Genomic DNA, 15,533 nt, shown 5'->3' with positions numbered 1-15,533 from the left:
TTGTCGCAGGCAGCAGCGGGCGGGCACGATTCCAAGGAGGCCGAGCATGTACGGCGACCCAGCAACGATCCGCAGGATCCTCACCGAGTCCGGCGACACCTGGGCCGTCGTGGGCCTGTCGTCGAACCGGTCACGCGCGGCCTACGGCGTCGCGGAGGTCCTGCAGCGCTTCGGCAAGCGTGTCGTACCCGTCCATCCCAAGGCGGAGACGGTGCACGGCGAGCAGGGCTACGCGTCCCTCGCCGACATCCCCTTCGAGGTCGACGTCGTGGACGTGTTCGTCAACAGCGACCTCGCGGGCGCGGTCGCCGACGAGGCGGCCGGCATCGGCGCGAAGGCCGTCTGGTTCCAACTCGGGGTGATCGACGAGAGCGCGTACGAGCGGAGCCGGGCCGCCGGTCTCGACATGGTGATGGACCGCTGCCCGGCGATCGAGATCCCGACCCTCGGCCGCAGCTCCGGCTGACGACGTAAGAACGCTGTGAACATGTAAAAGAAGCCCTCGAAGACGAGTCAAATTTCAGGCAACGGACTTCTGTAAATATTCATTCATTCCTAGCCTGAGGCCTCTTCCCCGTTAAGCACGCGTGCTGACTTCGAGAGGCCCCTTGACATGGTGAGTGTTGACAAACTCGTCCCGGAGGCCACCAGGGACCCGAGCGGCTTGCGGCGGGACGTCGGCCTGATCGGGCTGATGTGGGCATCGGTCGGCTCGATCATCGGCTCCGGGTGGTTGTACGGCGCCGAGAAGGCCGTGGTGGTGGCCGGTCCGGCAGCGATCATCTCCTGGCTGATCGGCACGGTCGCGATCGTGCTGCTGGCCCTGGTGCACGCGGAACTCGGCGGTATGTTCCCGGTCGCGGGCGGTACGGCACGCTACCCGCACTACGCCTTCGGCGGCCTGGCCGGTATGTCCTTCGGCTGGTTCTCCTGGCTGCAGGCGGCGACCGTGGCGCCGGTCGAGGTCGAGGCCATGATCGGCTACGCCGGTCACTGGTCCTGGGCGACCGGCTTCCAGCACACCGACGGGACGCTGACGGGCAGCGGGATCCTCGTCGCCGTCCTCCTCATGGCCGTGTTCGTCGTCGTCAACTTCCTGGGCGTCCGGGTCCTGGCGCACACCAACAGCGCCGCGACCTGGTGGAAGATCGCCGTGCCGCTCGCCACGATCTTCATCATCGCGGTCGGCAACTTCCACCCGGGCAACTTCACCTCGCACGGTTTCGCGCCGTTCGGTGCCAAGGGCGTGCTGAGCGCGATCAGTTCCAGCGGCATCATCTTCGCCCTGCTGGGCTTCGAGCAGGCCATCCAGCTCGCCGGCGAGAGCCGCGACCCCAAGCGGGACCTGCCGCGCGCGACCCTCGGCTCCGTGGCCATCGGCGCGACCATCTACGTCCTGCTCCAGGTCGTGTTCATCGGCGCGCTCCCGGGCAGTTCCTTCGCACATGGCTGGGCGCACCTGGCGTACGCCGGGATCAGCGGTCCCTGGGCGGGCCTCGCGACCGTGGTGGGCCTCGGCTGGCTGAGCGTCGTGCTGTACCTCGACGCCATCATCTCCCCCGGTGGCACCGGCCTGATCTACACCACCGCCACCTCGCGCGTCTCCTACGGCCTGTCCAAGAACGGCTACGCGCCCAGGGTCTTCGCCGACACCGACAAGCGCGGCGTGCCGTGGTTCGGCCTGATCATCTCCTTCGTGACCGGCGTGGTCTGCTTCCTGCCGTTCCCGAGCTGGCAGGAGCTGGTCGGGTTCATCACCTCGGCGAGCGTCCTGATGTACGCCGGCGCCCCGCTGGCGTACGGCGTGTTCGCCGACCGGCTGCCGCAGTTGGAGCGCCCCTACCGGCTCCCCTTCGGCAAGGTGCTCTCGCCGCTGTCGTTCGTGGTGGCCAACCTCATCATCTACTGGGCCGGCTGGGACACCCTCTGGCGGCTGGGCGTCGCCATCGTCCTCGGCTACATACTGCTCGGCGCCTACGCCTGGTACGCCACGGCGAGCGAGCGGCCCGACGCGCCCCGACTGGACTGGAAGGCCGCGCAGTGGCTGCCGGTCTATCTGCTGGGCCTCGGAGTCATCTCCTGGCAGGGCAGCTTCGGCGGTCAGGGTCACATCGCACTGTGGTGGGACATCGCGGTGGTCGCGGTCTTCTCCCTCGTCATCTACTACTGGGCCAAGGCCACCGCGTCGCGGCCCGAGGACATCGAGCGCAGCATCGACGAGGTAGTGATCACGGACGCGCCCGCCCACTGAACTGATCCGAACCCTCACCGCGGAATCCGAACCGGCCCCCTCCAGGTGGCCGGTTTTCGGCTGTCTGCACACCGTCATAATGGTCCGGTGACCTTCACCTCCCCCCACCCCAACTCCGCTTCCCCACACCACTTTCCGGTCGTCGTCATCGGCGCCGGACCCGCCGGACTCACCATCGGCAACATCCTGCGCGCCGCCGGGATCGACTGCCTGGTCCTGGAGACCGAGACCCGGGAGTTCATCGAGCGGCGGCCTCGGGCCGGGGTCATCGAGGAGTGGGCCGTCCGGGGACTCCAGCAACGGGGGCTAGCCGAGGTCCTGTTGGCGCGGGCGCAGCTGCACACCGAGTGCGAGTTCCGGTTCGGTGGGCAGCGACATCGTTTGGCCTACACGGAGTTGACGGGGCATCACCACTTCGTCTATCCGCAGCCGTTGCTGGTGACGGACCTGGTGCGGGAGTACGCGGACGTGCGGGGCGGTGAGATCCGTTTCGGCGTCCAGGACGTCCAGTTGCACGATCTCGACTCCGACCGCCCGGCGGTGTCGTACACCGACCCCGAGACCGGTCAACGGCAGCTCGTGCACGGTGACTTCGTGGCGGGCTGCGACGGTGCGCGCGGGGTGACCCGGGCCGCGTTGCCGCCGGAGCGGGCGCGGATCGCGCGGCACGACTACGGCATCGGCTGGCTCGCGCTGCTCGCGGAGGCGCCGCCGTCGTCGGACTGTGTGGTGTTCGGCGTCCATCCGCGCGGGTTCGCCGGACACATGGCGCGCAGCCCCGACGTCACCCGCTACTACCTGGCGTGCCCGCCCGGCGACGACCCCGACAACTGGCCCCACGAACGCGTCTGGTCCGAGCTCCAGCACCGCCTCGCCGCGACCGGCGCCGCGCCGCTGGCCGAGGGCCGGCTCATCGAGAAGCGCGTGCTCGACATGCACAACTACGTTGTCGAACCCATGGTGTTCGGCCGTCTCTACCTCGCCGGCGACGCGGCCCACCTCACCGCGCCCATCGCCGCGAAGGGCATGAACCTCGCCCTGCACGACGCGTTCCTGCTCGGCGACGCGCTCGTCGCGTACCTCGCGAAGGGCGACTCGGCGGCCCTGGGCGGCTATTCGGAGGCCTGCCTGAGCCGCGTCTGGGAGTACCAGGAGTTCTCCCGGTGGCTCTCCGAGGTCTACCACGGCACCTCGTCCGGCGACCCGTACCACGCGGGCACCACCCTCGCCCGACTCCGCCGCGTCTTCGAATCCCCCGCCGCGGCCCTCGCGTTCGCGGAGAGCTACCTGGGCAAGGACCCCAACTCCTGAGCTACGGCGGCCAGTTGTACGGCTGTCAGTCGTGCGGCGGGCGGTCGTTGAGGCGGTGGTCCGCCACGTTCAACGCCTCGTCGACCAGCCGCCGCAGATGACCGTCGCTCAACGCGTAGATCACTCGGCGGCCCTCCTTGCGCGTGGTCACCAGTCCCGCGAGGCGCAACCGTGCCAGGTGCTGGCTGACCGCCGGGCGGGCCGCGTCACAGGCCTCCGTGAGGGTGGTGACGTCGGACTCGCCCGCCGTCAGCGCGTGCAGGAGGGTCAGGCGGGTGCGGTCGCCGAGGAGGGCCAAGAGTTCGGCGGCCAGCGCGAACTGTTCCTCGCCCGGGGTGCGCGGATGCGCATCATGCGCAGTTGATAGGTGCATGCGTGCGCTCATACGCACATAATGGCCCTGTGGGCGTCGTACGTCCACCCGCGCACCGGAAGGGGACCCACGTGAGCGACCAGCACCACGAACACGGGCACGCACACCCGCACGACGACCACGGCCACGACCACCCGCATCCCCATGACCACTCCCCCACCGGCATCCGTCACCGCCTCGGCCACCTCCTCACCCCGCACTCGCACGAGACCGCCGACAAACTCGACTCCGCCCTGGAGTCCTCGGCCCGCGGGATGCGCGCGCTCTGGGTCTCGCTCGCGGTGCTCGGGGTGACGGCGCTGGTGCAGGCGGTCGTGGTGGTCGTGTCCGGCTCGGTCGCGCTGCTCGGCGACACCGTGCACAACGCGGCGGACGCGCTGACCGCCGTACCGCTCGGCATCGCGTTCGTGCTCGGCCGCCGGGCCGCCACCCGCCGCTTCACGTACGGCTACGGGCGCGCCGAGGATCTCGCCGGGATCGCGATCGTGCTGACGATCGCCGCGTCCGCCGCCTTCGCGGCCTGGGCGGCGGTGGACCGGCTGCTCGATCCGCGTCCCATGTCACACGTCCCGGTGGTCACCGTCGCGGCGCTCGTCGGGTTCGTCGGCAACGAGTGGGTGGCCCGGTACCGGATGCGGGTGGGCCGGGAGATCGGGTCGGCCGCGCTGGTCGCCGACGGACTCCACGCCCGTACGGACGGGTTCACCTCATTGGCCGTGCTGGTCGGGGCCGGCGGTTCCGCGCTGGGCTGGCAACTCGCCGACCCGATCGTGGGGTTGGCGATCACGGCCGCCATCGCGCTGGTCCTGCGGGACGCGGCGCGCGAGGTGTTCCGGCGCGTGATGGACGCCGTCGATCCGGAACTGGTGGACCGGGCCGAGCATGCCGTGCGGGAGATCGAAGGGGTGCGCGGAGTGGGCGAGTTGAGGCTGCGCTGGATCGGACACCGGCTGCGCGCCGAGGTGGCGGTCGTCGTGGACGGGGAGGCGACGGTACGGCAGGCCCACGCCGTCGCCGTGGCGGCGGAGCACGCGCTGCTGCACGCGGTGCCGCGGCTCACGGCCGCCCTCGTGCACGCCGACCCGGCACCGGTGCCCGGCGAAGCGGACCCGCATGGGGAGTTGGCGCACCACCACGCCATGGCGTGAGGCCGGTTTTCCACGGCTTGGGGGTCAGGCGACTCCCAGGCCCTCCAGCACCACAGCGCCCGGGAGCTCCGCGAACGCCTTGCCCGGGACAAGGAGTTTGCCGCGGCGGCGTCCGCTGCCGACCAGGACGTACGGCAGGTCGACGACGGCAGAGTCCACCAACACCGGCCAGTCGGCGGGGAGTCCGACGGGGGTGATGCCGCCGTACTCCATGCCGCTCTCGCCGGTCGCGGTGTCCATCGACGCGAACGAGGCCTTGCGGGCGCCGAGTTGGCGGCGCACGACGCCGTTCACGTCGACGCGGGTGATGGACAGGACGACGCACGCGGCCAGCGTGGTCTCGCCGCCGCGCTTCCCGGCAACGACCACGCAGTTCGCGGACCGCTCCAGCAACTCCTGGCCATAGTGCTCGACGAAGGTGGCGGTGTCGGCCCATTCGGGGTCGGTGTCGACGTAGACGAACTGGTCGGCGGGGACGCTGCCCTGCCAGGTGCGCACGGCGTCGGCGACCGGGCGGATCAGTTCGTCGAGGCGGTCGGGGGCCGGGGTGGCGTGGTCGAAGTGTCCGATGGGTGCGCGCATGACGGCACGCTAACAGGCGGGCGACGGCGGCTCACGGGGTGTCCCGAACGGTCGTACGGCGGCTGCTCACGAGGTCTCCCGGTGCACGGGCGGGACCGACACCGCCATCACCATCTCCATCGGTACGTCGCCCCGATTGCCGTACGTGTGCGGGGTGTTGGCCTCGAAGGTGGCGCTCGCGCCGGCCGGGACGCGGTGGTCCTCGCCGTCCACGGTGAGGGTCAGCTCGCCGGTGGTGACATGGACGAGTTCGACCGTGCCGGTGGGGTGGGGCTCGGAGGGGCTGGCCTCACCCGGCATCAGCCGCCAGTCCCACATCTCCAGCGGACCGGGGGCCTCAGTGCCGGCGAGGAGACGGTTGTAACTGCCGGCGTCGGTGTGCCAGAGGCGTACGGCGCGATCGGCCGGGACGATGCGGACCTTCGGGCCCTGTTCGTAGTCGAGCAGGGTGGTGATGCTGACGCCGAGGGCGTCGCCGATCTTGACGACCGTGCCGATGCTGGGGTTCGTGCGGGCCTGCTCGATCTGGATGAGCATGCCCCGGCTGACGGCGGCCCGGGCGGCGAGCACGTCCAGGGTGAAGCCGCGCACCGAGCGCCAGTGCTTGACGTTGCGAGCCAGGGACTGGTTCAGCAGGTCGAGGTCCGACACGTTCCGCCCATACCTTGAGTTCAATATTGTGGATGACAGAGTGCAATGGATCGAACTACGGTGTGCTGCACCCGATCGTTCACCGAACTGTACTGCGAGGCACCCCGTGACAGCATTCTTCGCCCTGGCCACCAGCCTCCTGTGGGGGATGGCCGACTTCGGCGGAGGCCTGCTGACGCGGCGGACTCCGGCGCTGACGGTGGTCGTGGTCTCGCAGGCGATCGCGGCGGCAGTGCTCGGCGCGGTCGTGGTGGGCACCGGGGGCTGGAGCGAGGCCGGGCCGCGGTTGTGGTTCGCGTTCGCGGCGGGGGTGGTGGGACCGGTCGCGCTGTTCAGTTTCTACAAGGCGCTGGCGCTGGGCCCGATGGGCGTCGTCTCGCCGCTCGCGACGCTGAGCGTGGCGGTGCCGGTCGGGGTGGGGCTCTTTCTCGGCGAACGGCCCGGCCTGATGCAGGTGGCGGGGATCGCGGTCGCCGTCACCGGGGTCGTCCTCGCGGGCGGCCCGCAGTTGCGGGGCGCGCCCGTACAACGCCAGACGATCCTGCTGACGCTGGTCGCCGCGCTCGGCTTCGGCACGGTGTTCGCACTGATCGCGGAGGCGTCCACGACCGTGACCGGGCTCTTCCTCGCGCTCTTCGTGCAGCGCGTCACGAGCGTAGCCACGGGTGGCACCGCGCTCTACGTCTCCGTACGGCGGGGCGGGGTCGCGCTTCCGGAGGGCGGGTTCCCCTGGGGCTCACTGCCGGCACTGGCCTTCGTCGGGCTGGCCGACGTGGCGGCCAACGGAACGTATTCGATCGCCGCGCAGCATGGGCCGGTGACGGTGGCGGCGGTACTCGCGTCGCTGTATCCGGTGGTGACGGCGCTGGCCGCGCGCGGGTTTCTGAGCGAGCGGTTGCGGGTGATTCAGGCGGCGGGGGCGGGGTTGGCGTTGGTGGGGACGTTGTTGCTGGCGACGGGGTGAGGGGGTGGGGGTGCGTGCGAGGCGGCGGGTGCCGCGAGGGACGTCGGGGGGCGACTGGCGCGGGGAGCGGAGCAGGGAGGAACGTCGGGGCCCAGGGGCCTCGACATGCGTGCCGCATCAGACGACGGGGTGAGGGGACGGGAGGACGGGGTTGTGTGTGGGGCGTCAAGTTTCGGGTCGGGTGGCGTCCGGTGCCGGGGGCGCCTCGACATGCGTGCCGGGTCAGGCGTCGGCGTACGTGCCGGATCGAGCTGCGGTACAAGTGCCGCGGCATGTCGGCAGACGTGCCGGGTCGGTTCGACACACGCGCAGAGCCGGCTCCGCGCATGTGCCGGATCAGGCCTCCGCGTCCAGCTCCGCGAGGTGGGCGATCACGTTCTCGTCCAGTTCGGCCAGCCGTGCCGCGCTCGCCTCGTCCAGGCCCGCGAGTGCCCGGAGTTGATCCGGGGTCACGTCCGCGGGAATCGGTACCGGTGCGGGGGTGCGGAGCGGTGGCTGCCAGCCCTCCGTCGGCGTCCAACGGCGTACGACCCGGGCGGGCGCCCCCGCCACCACGGCGTGGTCGGGCACCGTGCCGCGGACCACCGCACCGGCCGCGACCACCACGTTCCGGCCGATCCGCGCGCCCGGCAGGATCACCGCGCCGGTGCCGATCCAGCAACCGGGGCCGATCTCGACGGGTTCCATACGCGGCCACTGCTTGCCGATGGGCTCGTGCGGATCGTCGTAGGAATGGTTCGTGGACGTGACGTAGACGTACGGCCCGAAGTAGCAGTCGCTGCCGATGGTGACCGTCGTGTCGGCGATGACGTGGCTGCCGCGGCCGAGGACGACGCCGTCGCCGAGGCGCAGGATCGGGTCGGGGCCGAGGTCGAGGTCGGGCATCAGGCCGGCCGTGAGTGTGACCTGTTCGCCGACGATGCAGTGGGAGCCGAGGTGGATCCAGGATTCGCCGAAGACCGTGCCCAGAGGGAAGGCGAGCCGGGTGTGTTCGCCGATGGAGCCGAACCGGAAGCGGCCGGGGTTCTCGGCCGTCACCGAGCCCGTGCGCTGCACCCAGGCCCAGCCCGCGTGGACGGCGCGCTGCGCGAGGTGGCTCCGCCATTTTGAGAACGTGTTCTTGCGGTTGGGCACCCGGCCACGGTACTCAGCGTGAGCCGCGGCCATGAGGTCCGGCCGCTGTGATCTTCGCCCTACCGATGTCGTACCGTGCGGGTGTCTTCGACGGTTGGGAGGGTCTTATGACGCACAGGGCGTTGATCGTGGGTATTGGTGGGCGCGAGCCGAAGGTCGACGGGGAGGCCTTTGTGGCTCCTACGGCGTCTGTGATCGGGGACGTTTCGCTGGGGGCCGGAGCGAGCGTTTGGTACGGCGCGGTGTTGCGGGGTGACGTTGAGCGGATCTCGGTGGGGGCGCACAGCAATATCCAGGACAACTGCACGCTGCATGCCGATCCCGGGTTTCCCGTGAGCGTCGGGGAGCGGGTTTCCGTCGGGCACAACGCCGTCGTGCACGGGGCGACCGTCGAGGACGACTGCCTGATCGGGATGGGCGCTACGGTGCTCAACGGGGCGGTGATCGGGGCGGGTTCGCTTGTTGCGGCTCAGGCGTTGGTGCCGCAGGGGATGGTCGTGCCGCCGGGGTCACTGGTCGCCGGGGTGCCTGCGAAGGTGCGGCGCGAGTTGAGCGGTGAGGAGCGGGAGGGGTTGACCCTCAACGGGACCATGTACGCGGAGTTGGCCAAGGCGCATCGCGGGGTGTACGAGTAGACCGTTGGCGGGTGCGGGACCGTCGTGGCTTGTCGCGCAGTTCCCCGCGCCCCCTTGGGGCTCTTTACTCGGCGGCGCTTACCGGTTCGGGCTCGTTTTTCTTGGCTGTCATCTTCTGCGCCTTGCGGCGGACGATCAGCATTGAAGCCAGGCCGACCAGTACCGCTGCCGCCAGGCCGAAGTACGAGAAGCGCTTGAGCCAGTCCTCGGCGACGATTCCCACGTAGTAGACGACCGCCGTGGTGCCGCCGGCCCAGATGACTCCGCCGAGGACGTTGGCGATCAGGAACTTCCAGTAGGGCATGCGGAGTACGCCCGCGAGGGGGCCGGCGAAGATGCGGAGGAGGGCGATGAAACGGCCGAAGAAGACGGCCCACATGCCCCACTTCTCGAACGAGCGCTCGGCGGTGGCCACATGGCCTTCGCTGAAGTGCCGGGGAAACTTGTTCGCGAGCCAGGCCAGCAGGGGACGTCCGCCCTTGCGGCCGATCGCGTAGCCGATGGAGTCGCCGATCACCGCGCCCAGGCTCGCGCAGGCGCCCAGGACGATCGGGTTGATGCCCGAATGCTGGGAGGAGAGCAGTGCCGCCGAGACCAGGACGATCTCGCCCGGCAGCGGGATGCCCAGGCTCTCCACCCCGATGACGAGTGCCACCACGGCGTAGACGGCCACCGCCGGAACCGAGTCGAGCCATTCCTGGACGTGCAACGCCGGTCCTCCTGTAACGCGCGGACTGCCTGTCTTGCCGGCATGCGCCCCGCGGAAAAACGGGCGCACTCCGGAAGCCTACCGCTCGGCATCGGACGGCAACGCCCCTCGTGCGACCGGTCGGACAGCGGCCCGGACAGCGACCTGGACAACTGCCTGACGGCGGCCTGACAGCGGCCTGGCACCGGCTCCGACGACCGCATCGGAATCGCTCCGTTACGTGCCAGGAGGACCGACAGGGCGTCGACCACCCAAGATGCACTTAGAGTAGCCTTGCCTAAGTTGGCCGGTTTCCGGAGGGTGGCTGGTGGGAGCAGGGGAACTGTCGGGGCGAGACGTCCTGACGCGCTCGGTCAAGGGACAGACACGGCGTGTCGCGCTCGGCTCGGCACTCGGAAGCGTGCACCAACTGGGGGAAGCCCTGGTGCCGGTGCTCATCGGTGTCGTCATCGACCAGGCCGTCGCCGGGCAGAACGCCGGACGTCTGGCGCTCTGGCTCGGCGTACTGGCCGTCATGTACGTGACGCTGTCGTGGAGTTTCCGGCTGGGCGCCAAGGCCGGTGAGCGCAGCGCCGAAGAGGCCGCGCACACACTGCGGTTGGCGATCGTGGGGCGGGTGCTCGACGCCCGTGGCGGCGCCGAGGAAGGACGGCTCCCCGGGGAACTGGCCAACGTCGCCACCGAGGACGCCAAGCGGGTCGGCGCGGTCAACATGGCGCTGATGGCGGGGATTTGGGCCGTCTCGGGTGTCGCCGTGAGCGCCGTGGCGCTGCTGCTGACCTCCGTGACACTCGGGTTGATCGTGCTGTTGGGCACACCCGTGCTGTTGTGGCTGGGGCATCTGCTGAGCAAGCCGCTGGAGCGGCGCAGCGAGGCCGAGCAGGACAAGGCCGCTCACGCGTCGGGAGTGGCCGCCGATCTGGTGGCCGGGCTGCGGGTGCTGAAGGGGCTCGGTGCGCAGGATGCCGCCGTCGAGCGGTATCGCCGGACGAGTCGTATCTCCCTTGCCGCCACGCTGCGTTCGGCGCGTGCCGAGTCCTGGCAGACCGGGCTGGTGCTCGCGCTCACCGGTGGGTTCATCGCGCTGATCGCCCTCGTGGGCGGTCGGCTGGCGCTCAACGGGTCGATGACTCTGGGGCAGTTGGTGTCGGCGGTGGGGCTCGCGCTGTTCCTGCTCGGGCCGTTGGAGACGTTCGCCTGGGTCAACGCCGAGCTGGCACAGGGCCGTGCCTCGGCCGCGCGCGTCGCCGAGGTACTGGCCACCGGGCCCGCCGTCGTGGCCGGTGACGACCCGGTCGCCGAGCCCGTTCGCGGGGAACTTCGGTTGCGTGGCGTACGGCTCGGTGGGCTCGACGGTGTCGATCTCGACCTGCCCGCCGGGCAGTTGACCGGCATCGCGGTGACGGACCCGGCCGGCGCGGAGGCCCTGTTGCGGTGCCTCGGGCGTGAGACCGACCCGGAGTCGGGCTCTGTCGAGCTGGACGGCGTGCCCCTGACTCGGCTTGATCCGGCGGGGCTTCGGGCCGCTGTGCTGGTCGCCGCGCATGACGCGGCGCTGTTCGAGGGCTCGTTGGCGGCCAACGTGACACCGGAGGACGAGTCTCAGGGCGGAGAGGCCGATCTCCTCACCGCGCGTGCCATGGCCGCCGCCCGTGCCGACGAAGTCGCCGACTCCCTGCCGCACGGAACCGCGACCGGCGTCGGTGAGGGCGGACGCTCCCTGTCGGGCGGCCAGCGCCAACGTGTGTTGCTGGCAAGGGCGTTGCGTGCCGGACCGCCCGTCCTGGTCGTGCACGATCCGACCACCGCCGTCGACACGGTGACCGAGGCCCGTATCGCCGACGGCCTGCGCGAGTTCCGGCAGGGCCGCACCACGATCGTGGTGACCAACAGCCCCGCCCTGCTCGCCGTCACCGACCACGTGATCCTCCTCGACGCCGGCCGCGTCGGCGCCGAGGGCACCCACGCGGACCTCGTACGAACCGACGCGACCTACCGGACGGCGGTGCTGGCATGACGACGGGAGCCGAGGGGACGGGAGCGGGACGGGTGGACGCGCGAGGGACGGACGCGAAGCGGGTGGACACCGGGCGGGTGGGTGCCGGGCAGGTGGACACTGGGCAGGCGAGTCCCGGGCAAGCGAGTCCCGGGCAGGTTGGTGCCGGGCAGGCGGACACCGGGCAGGCGAGTCCCGGGCAGGCGGACACCGGGCAGGTGGGTGCCGGGCAAGCGAGTCCCGGGCAGGTTGGTGCCGGGCAGGCGGACACCGGGCAGGCGAGTCCCGGGCAGGCGGACACCGGGCAGGTGGGTGCCGGGCAGGTGGGTGCCGGGCAGGTGGGTGCCGGGCAGGCGAGTCCCGGGCAGGTTGGTGCCGGGCTGACGCAAGCCGAGCCGGTCGACGCTGAGTCGGCCGACGCCGGGCGTCCGCGTGCCGAGCGGACGGTAAGCGAGCCCGTCGACGCCGGACAGCCGCGTGCGGAGCGGACGACCACCGCCCCATCGAACGCCGACCAGTCCGCCCCCGACCCCGATTCCGACCGCACCCTCCTCCCCACCGCCACCCCCGCCCGCACCCGCGCCGCGGTGCGCGAACTCCTGCGCCCGCAGCGGGGATTGGCCGCCGCCGGGTTCGGGCTGCTGGTGCTCGCCACTGCCGTCGGACTGCTCACCCAGCCCCTGCTGGGTCACATCGTCGACATCGTCACCGAGCACCGCTCCCCCGACGCGCTCACCTTCCCGGTGGTGGCGCTGGCCGGAGTCGCTGTGGTCCAGGGCGTGACCACCGCGCTCGGCATGTCCCTCGTGTCCCGGCTCGGCGAGACCGCGCTCGCACGGCTCCGCGAACTGTTCGTCGAGCGCGCCCTGTCACTCCCCCTGGACCGGGTGGAGAAGGCAGGCTCCGGTGACCTCAACGCCCGTGTCACGCGCGACGTTTCGCGGGTCGCCGACGCCGTGCGCGGGGCGCTGCCCGAACTGGCGCGGTCCGCGCTGTCGATCGTGCTGACGCTGGGCGCGCTCGCCCTGCTGGACTGGCGGTTCCTGATCGCGGCGCTGATCGCCGTGCCGGTGCAGGCGCACACCGCCCGCTGGTATGTGCGCAACGCCGTTCCCCTGTACGCCAAGGAGCGCATCGCCACCGGGACACAGCAGCAGCAGTTGCTGGACACCATCGGCGGGGCGCGGACCGTCCGGGCGTACCGGCTGCAGAAGGGCCACACCCGGCGGGTCACCGAACGCTCGCGCTCGGCGGTCGAACTGACCATGAGCGGCGTGCAGTTGATGCTGCGCTTCTACAGTCGGCTGCACATCGCCGAGTATCTGGGGCTGTCCGCGGTCCTGGTCACCGGGTTCCTGCTGGTGCGCGACGGTACCGCGTCGGTCGGTACGGCCACCGCGGCAGCGCTGTACTTCGCCAGTCTCTTCGGGCCGGTCAACACCGCGCTGGTGCTGCTGGACGACGCCCAATCCGCAACGGCCGGGCTGGCACGCCTCGTTGGGGTCGTGGACGAGCCCGAGACCAAGGTCGCCGACCGCGCGGACGACCGTACGACCGCCGCCGGGCCCCCGTCCGTGACGCTGACCGGCGTCTCCCACGCGTATGTGCCGGGCCGCCCGGTGCTGCACGACGTCGACCTGGAGATACGGCCCAAGGAGCGGGTCGCGCTGGTCGGTACGACCGGTGCGGGCAAGACGACCCTGGCCAAGCTGGTCGCGGGGCTGCACCGCCCGCAGTCGGGCCGGATCGACGTCGGCGGCGCCGAACCGGACGAGGCCGGTCACCTGGTCGGCCTCGTCACGCAGGAGGTGCACGTCTTCGCCGGGCCGCTCGCCGAGGATCTGCGGCTGGCCCGCCCGGACGCGCACACCGAGGAACTCCGTGAGGCGCTCGACACGGTGGGAGCGCTCGGCTGGGTCGAGGCGTTGCCGGAGGGCCTGGACACCGTCGTAGGTGACGGTGGTCACCGGCTGACCGCCGACCGTGCGCAGCAACTCGCCCTCGCCCGGCTCCTGTTGGCGGACCCACCCGTTGTCGTCCTTGACGAAGCGACGGCGGAGGCGGGCAGTTCGGGTGCGCGGCAACTCGACGAGGCCGCCGAGCAGGCGCTGCGCGGCCGTACCGCACTGGTCGTGGCGCACCGGCTCAGCCAGGCCGCCTCCGCGGACCGGGTGATCGTCCTGAGCGGCGGCCGGGTCGTGGAGAACGGCACGCACGACGAACTCCTCACCGCCCAGGGCCAGTACGCCGCCCTCTGGCACGCCTGGTCCGGCAGCCGCTCCGCCGAGGCAGCCCCCGACGCCCACTAGCCCCCCGCGCTCAAGACCTGTCACCCCCCGCCGAATCCACCGCGACGAACAGAAGGATCATCCGATGCCCCGCGCCACCAGAGCTTCCCGGCTGTCCGGCCTGCTCGCCTCCGTACTCCTGCTGGCCGTCACGGCGGTCGGCTGCGGTTCCTCCAACTCCGACTCCACGTCGTCCAGTTCGAACACGTCGGGGTCGGAGGCGAAGGCCTCCGCGGACGCCTTCCCCGTCACGATCGCCCACAAGTTCGGCAGTACGACGATCAAGTCCGAGCCCAAGCGGATCGTCACCGTCGGTCTCACCGACCAGGACGCGGTTCTCGCCCTGGGCAAGGTGCCGGTCGGCACGACCGAGTGGCTCGGCGGCTACAAGGGCGCCATCGGCCCTTGGGCGCAGGACAAGTTGGGCAGTGCGGCGGCGCCGACCGTCCTCAAGGACACCGGCACCGGCCCGCAGGTGGAGAAGATCGCCGCCCTGAAGCCGGATCTGATCCTCGCCGTGTACTCGGGTCTGACGAAGGCGCAGTACCAGAGCCTGTCGCAGTTCGCGCCGGTCGTCGCCCAGCCCAAGCAGTACAACGACTACGGCGTGCCGTGGCAGCAGCAGACCGAGGAGATCGGCAAGGCGCTCGGCAAGGCCGACGAGGCCAAGACCCTGGTGTCGGGCGTCGAGGCCAAGTTCACCGCCGCCAAGAAGGCCAACCCCGCCTTCGCCGGCGCGACGGCCGTCATGGCCACCCCGTACGAGGGCGTCTTCGTCTACGGCAGCCAGGACCCGCGCTCCCGCCTCCTCTCCGACCTCGGCTTCTCGCTCCCGAAGGGCCTCGACAAGGTCATCGGTGACACGTTCGGCGCCAACATCAGCAAGGAGCGCTACGACCTCCTCGACCAGAAGGTCGCCGTGTGGATCGTGCCGGACACCACCACGGCCGTCACGAAGCTGCACAGCGACAAGATCTACGGCGACCTGAACGTGGTGAAGCAGGGCCGCGAGGTCTTCATCAAGGAGACCAGCGACTACGGCAACGCGGTGTCCCTGTCCACGGTGTTGAGCATCCCCTACGTCCTGGACCGCATGGTGCCGCAGCTCGCGGCGGCGGTGGACGGCAAGACGTCGACGAAGGTGGAGCAGCCGGCGTCCTGACCCATGGAAACGTGAAAGGGGGGCGGGTCCGAGGTAGTTCGGACCCGCCCCCCTTCGTGCGCTCAGGCCCCGTCGACCTCGACCAGGCTCTTCGGCCTCATGTCCGTCCAGTTGGCCTCGATGTGGTCGAGGCACTCCTGCCGCGCGGCCGGTCCGAACGCGACCGTCCAGCCCGCCGGTACGTCCACGAAGTCGGGCCAAAGGCTGTGCTGGCCCTCGTCGTTGACGAGAACGGAGTAGACGCCTTCGGGGTTCTCGAACGGGTTGCTCATGTCGGGGTTTCCTTGCCTCTCTGATGCGGTCGGGTGGGTAGGTCCGGTTCGGTCAGG

At 70.8% G+C, this 15,533-nt stretch carries 15 protein-coding genes; 9 read left to right on the top strand and 6 right to left on the bottom strand.

The features are described 5' to 3' along the window. Positions 1–46: 46 nt before the first annotated feature. From OG226_RS40785 to OG226_RS40775, 3 genes are all read left to right on the top strand, one after another. Positions 47–466, top strand: a complete 420-nt coding sequence (locus OG226_RS40785) for a CoA-binding protein (RefSeq protein WP_329351768.1) — start codon at positions 47–49, stop codon at positions 464–466. 147 nt (positions 467–613) lie between these two features. Continuing rightward, positions 614–2,251 carry an APC family permease gene (locus OG226_RS40780; RefSeq protein ID WP_329351766.1) on the top strand — a complete coding sequence of 546 codons (1,638 nt, stop codon included), beginning with the start codon at positions 614–616 and terminating at the stop codon, positions 2,249–2,251. Between the two features lie 87 nt (positions 2,252–2,338). Then, entirely contained in the window at positions 2,339–3,562 is a 1,224-nt protein-coding gene (locus tag OG226_RS40775) for a 4-hydroxybenzoate 3-monooxygenase (protein ID WP_329351765.1), read from the top strand. 25 nt (positions 3,563–3,587) lie between these two features. Here OG226_RS40775 and OG226_RS40770 read toward each other — a convergent pair whose 3' ends face one another. Then, a complete protein-coding gene (locus OG226_RS40770; protein WP_328684723.1) occupies positions 3,588–3,947 on the bottom strand; it encodes an ArsR/SmtB family transcription factor in 360 nt (119 codons plus the stop codon). Positions 3,948–4,006: 59 nt separating this feature from the next. Here OG226_RS40770 and OG226_RS40765 point away from each other — a divergent pair, with 59 nt between their 5' ends. Then, the gene (locus OG226_RS40765) at positions 4,007–5,083 is read left to right on the top strand and encodes a cation diffusion facilitator family transporter (protein ID WP_328684722.1); all 1,077 of its coding nucleotides are present in this window, start codon (positions 4,007–4,009) and stop codon (positions 5,081–5,083) included. Positions 5,084–5,107: 24 nt separating this feature from the next. Here OG226_RS40765 and OG226_RS40760 read toward each other — a convergent pair whose 3' ends face one another. Both OG226_RS40760 and OG226_RS40755 read right to left on the bottom strand, forming a co-directional pair. Next, entirely contained in the window at positions 5,108–5,665 is a 558-nt protein-coding gene (locus tag OG226_RS40760) for a YbaK/EbsC family protein (protein ID WP_328684721.1), read from the bottom strand. Positions 5,666–5,731: 66 nt separating this feature from the next. After that, entirely contained in the window at positions 5,732–6,316 is a 585-nt protein-coding gene (locus tag OG226_RS40755; protein ID WP_328684720.1) for a helix-turn-helix domain-containing protein, read from the bottom strand. A 106-nt stretch (positions 6,317–6,422) separates the two neighbouring features. Here OG226_RS40755 and OG226_RS40750 point away from each other — a divergent pair, with 106 nt between their 5' ends. Beyond that, a complete protein-coding gene (locus OG226_RS40750) occupies positions 6,423–7,280 on the top strand; it encodes a DMT family transporter (protein WP_328684719.1) in 858 nt (285 codons plus the stop codon). 336 nt (positions 7,281–7,616) lie between these two features. Here the strand turns inward: OG226_RS40750 and OG226_RS40745 are convergent, their stop codons facing one another. Then, positions 7,617–8,447, bottom strand: a complete 831-nt coding sequence (locus OG226_RS40745; RefSeq protein ID WP_328684718.1) for an acyltransferase — start codon at positions 8,445–8,447, stop codon at positions 7,617–7,619. A gap of 74 nt (positions 8,448–8,521) precedes the next feature. Here OG226_RS40745 and OG226_RS40740 point away from each other — a divergent pair, with 74 nt between their 5' ends. After that, positions 8,522–9,049 (top strand): gamma carbonic anhydrase family protein, encoded by a 528-nt coding sequence (locus tag OG226_RS40740; RefSeq protein ID WP_328684717.1) that lies wholly within the window; start codon positions 8,522–8,524, stop codon positions 9,047–9,049. A gap of 64 nt (positions 9,050–9,113) precedes the next feature. Here OG226_RS40740 and OG226_RS40735 read toward each other — a convergent pair whose 3' ends face one another. Next, the gene (locus OG226_RS40735; RefSeq protein WP_328684716.1) at positions 9,114–9,758 is read right to left on the bottom strand and encodes a DedA family protein; all 645 of its coding nucleotides are present in this window, start codon (positions 9,756–9,758) and stop codon (positions 9,114–9,116) included. Between the two features lie 307 nt (positions 9,759–10,065). Here OG226_RS40735 and OG226_RS40730 point away from each other — a divergent pair, with 307 nt between their 5' ends. The 3 genes from OG226_RS40730 (at position 10,066) to OG226_RS40720 (ending at position 15,204) form a co-directional block, all read left to right on the top strand. Then, a complete protein-coding gene (locus OG226_RS40730) occupies positions 10,066–11,775 on the top strand; it encodes an ABC transporter ATP-binding protein (RefSeq protein WP_328684715.1) in 1,710 nt (569 codons plus the stop codon). A 287-nt stretch (positions 11,776–12,062) separates the two neighbouring features. Further along, complete coding sequence (locus OG226_RS40725; protein ID WP_443066949.1) at positions 12,063–14,063, top strand: ABC transporter ATP-binding protein; 2,001 nt, start codon at positions 12,063–12,065, stop codon at positions 14,061–14,063. A 64-nt stretch (positions 14,064–14,127) separates the two neighbouring features. Further along, positions 14,128–15,204 (top strand): iron-siderophore ABC transporter substrate-binding protein, encoded by a 1,077-nt coding sequence (locus OG226_RS40720; RefSeq protein ID WP_328684714.1) that lies wholly within the window; start codon positions 14,128–14,130, stop codon positions 15,202–15,204. Positions 15,205–15,266: 62 nt separating this feature from the next. On the opposite strand, the gene OG226_RS40715 is transcribed toward OG226_RS40720, so the two are convergent. Next, entirely contained in the window at positions 15,267–15,476 is a 210-nt protein-coding gene (locus tag OG226_RS40715; protein WP_328684713.1) for an MbtH family protein, read from the bottom strand. Positions 15,477–15,533 lie beyond the last annotated feature (57 nt).

Origin of the sequence: Streptomyces sp. NBC_01261, from assembly GCF_036226385.1 — a bacterium.
Lineage (GTDB): Bacteria > Actinomycetota > Actinomycetes > Streptomycetales > Streptomycetaceae > Streptomyces.
The sequence above is the reverse complement of the archived record's forward strand: the minus strand, read 5'-3'. Positions and strand labels throughout refer to the sequence as shown.

Excerpts from the sequence above, each read along its gene's own strand:
- OG226_RS40785 (WP_329351768.1), top strand. The coding sequence starts at position 47 with ATGTACGGCGACCCAGCAACGATCCGCAGGATCCTCACCGAGTCCGGC.
- OG226_RS40780 (WP_329351766.1), top strand. The coding sequence starts at position 614 with ATGGTGAGTGTTGACAAACTCGTCCCGGAGGCCACCAGGGACCCGAGC.
- OG226_RS40770 (WP_328684723.1), bottom strand. The coding sequence starts at position 3,947 with ATGAGCGCACGCATGCACCTATCAACTGCGCATGATGCGCATCCGCGC.
- OG226_RS40760 (WP_328684721.1), bottom strand. The coding sequence starts at position 5,665 with ATGCGCGCACCCATCGGACACTTCGACCACGCCACCCCGGCCCCCGAC.
- OG226_RS40745 (WP_328684718.1), bottom strand. The coding sequence starts at position 8,447 with ATGGCCGCGGCTCACGCTGAGTACCGTGGCCGGGTGCCCAACCGCAAG.
- OG226_RS40740 (WP_328684717.1), top strand. The coding sequence starts at position 8,522 with ATGACGCACAGGGCGTTGATCGTGGGTATTGGTGGGCGCGAGCCGAAG.
- OG226_RS40720 (WP_328684714.1), top strand. The coding sequence starts at position 14,128 with ATGCCCCGCGCCACCAGAGCTTCCCGGCTGTCCGGCCTGCTCGCCTCC.
- OG226_RS40715 (WP_328684713.1), bottom strand. The coding sequence starts at position 15,476 with ATGAGCAACCCGTTCGAGAACCCCGAAGGCGTCTACTCCGTTCTCGTC.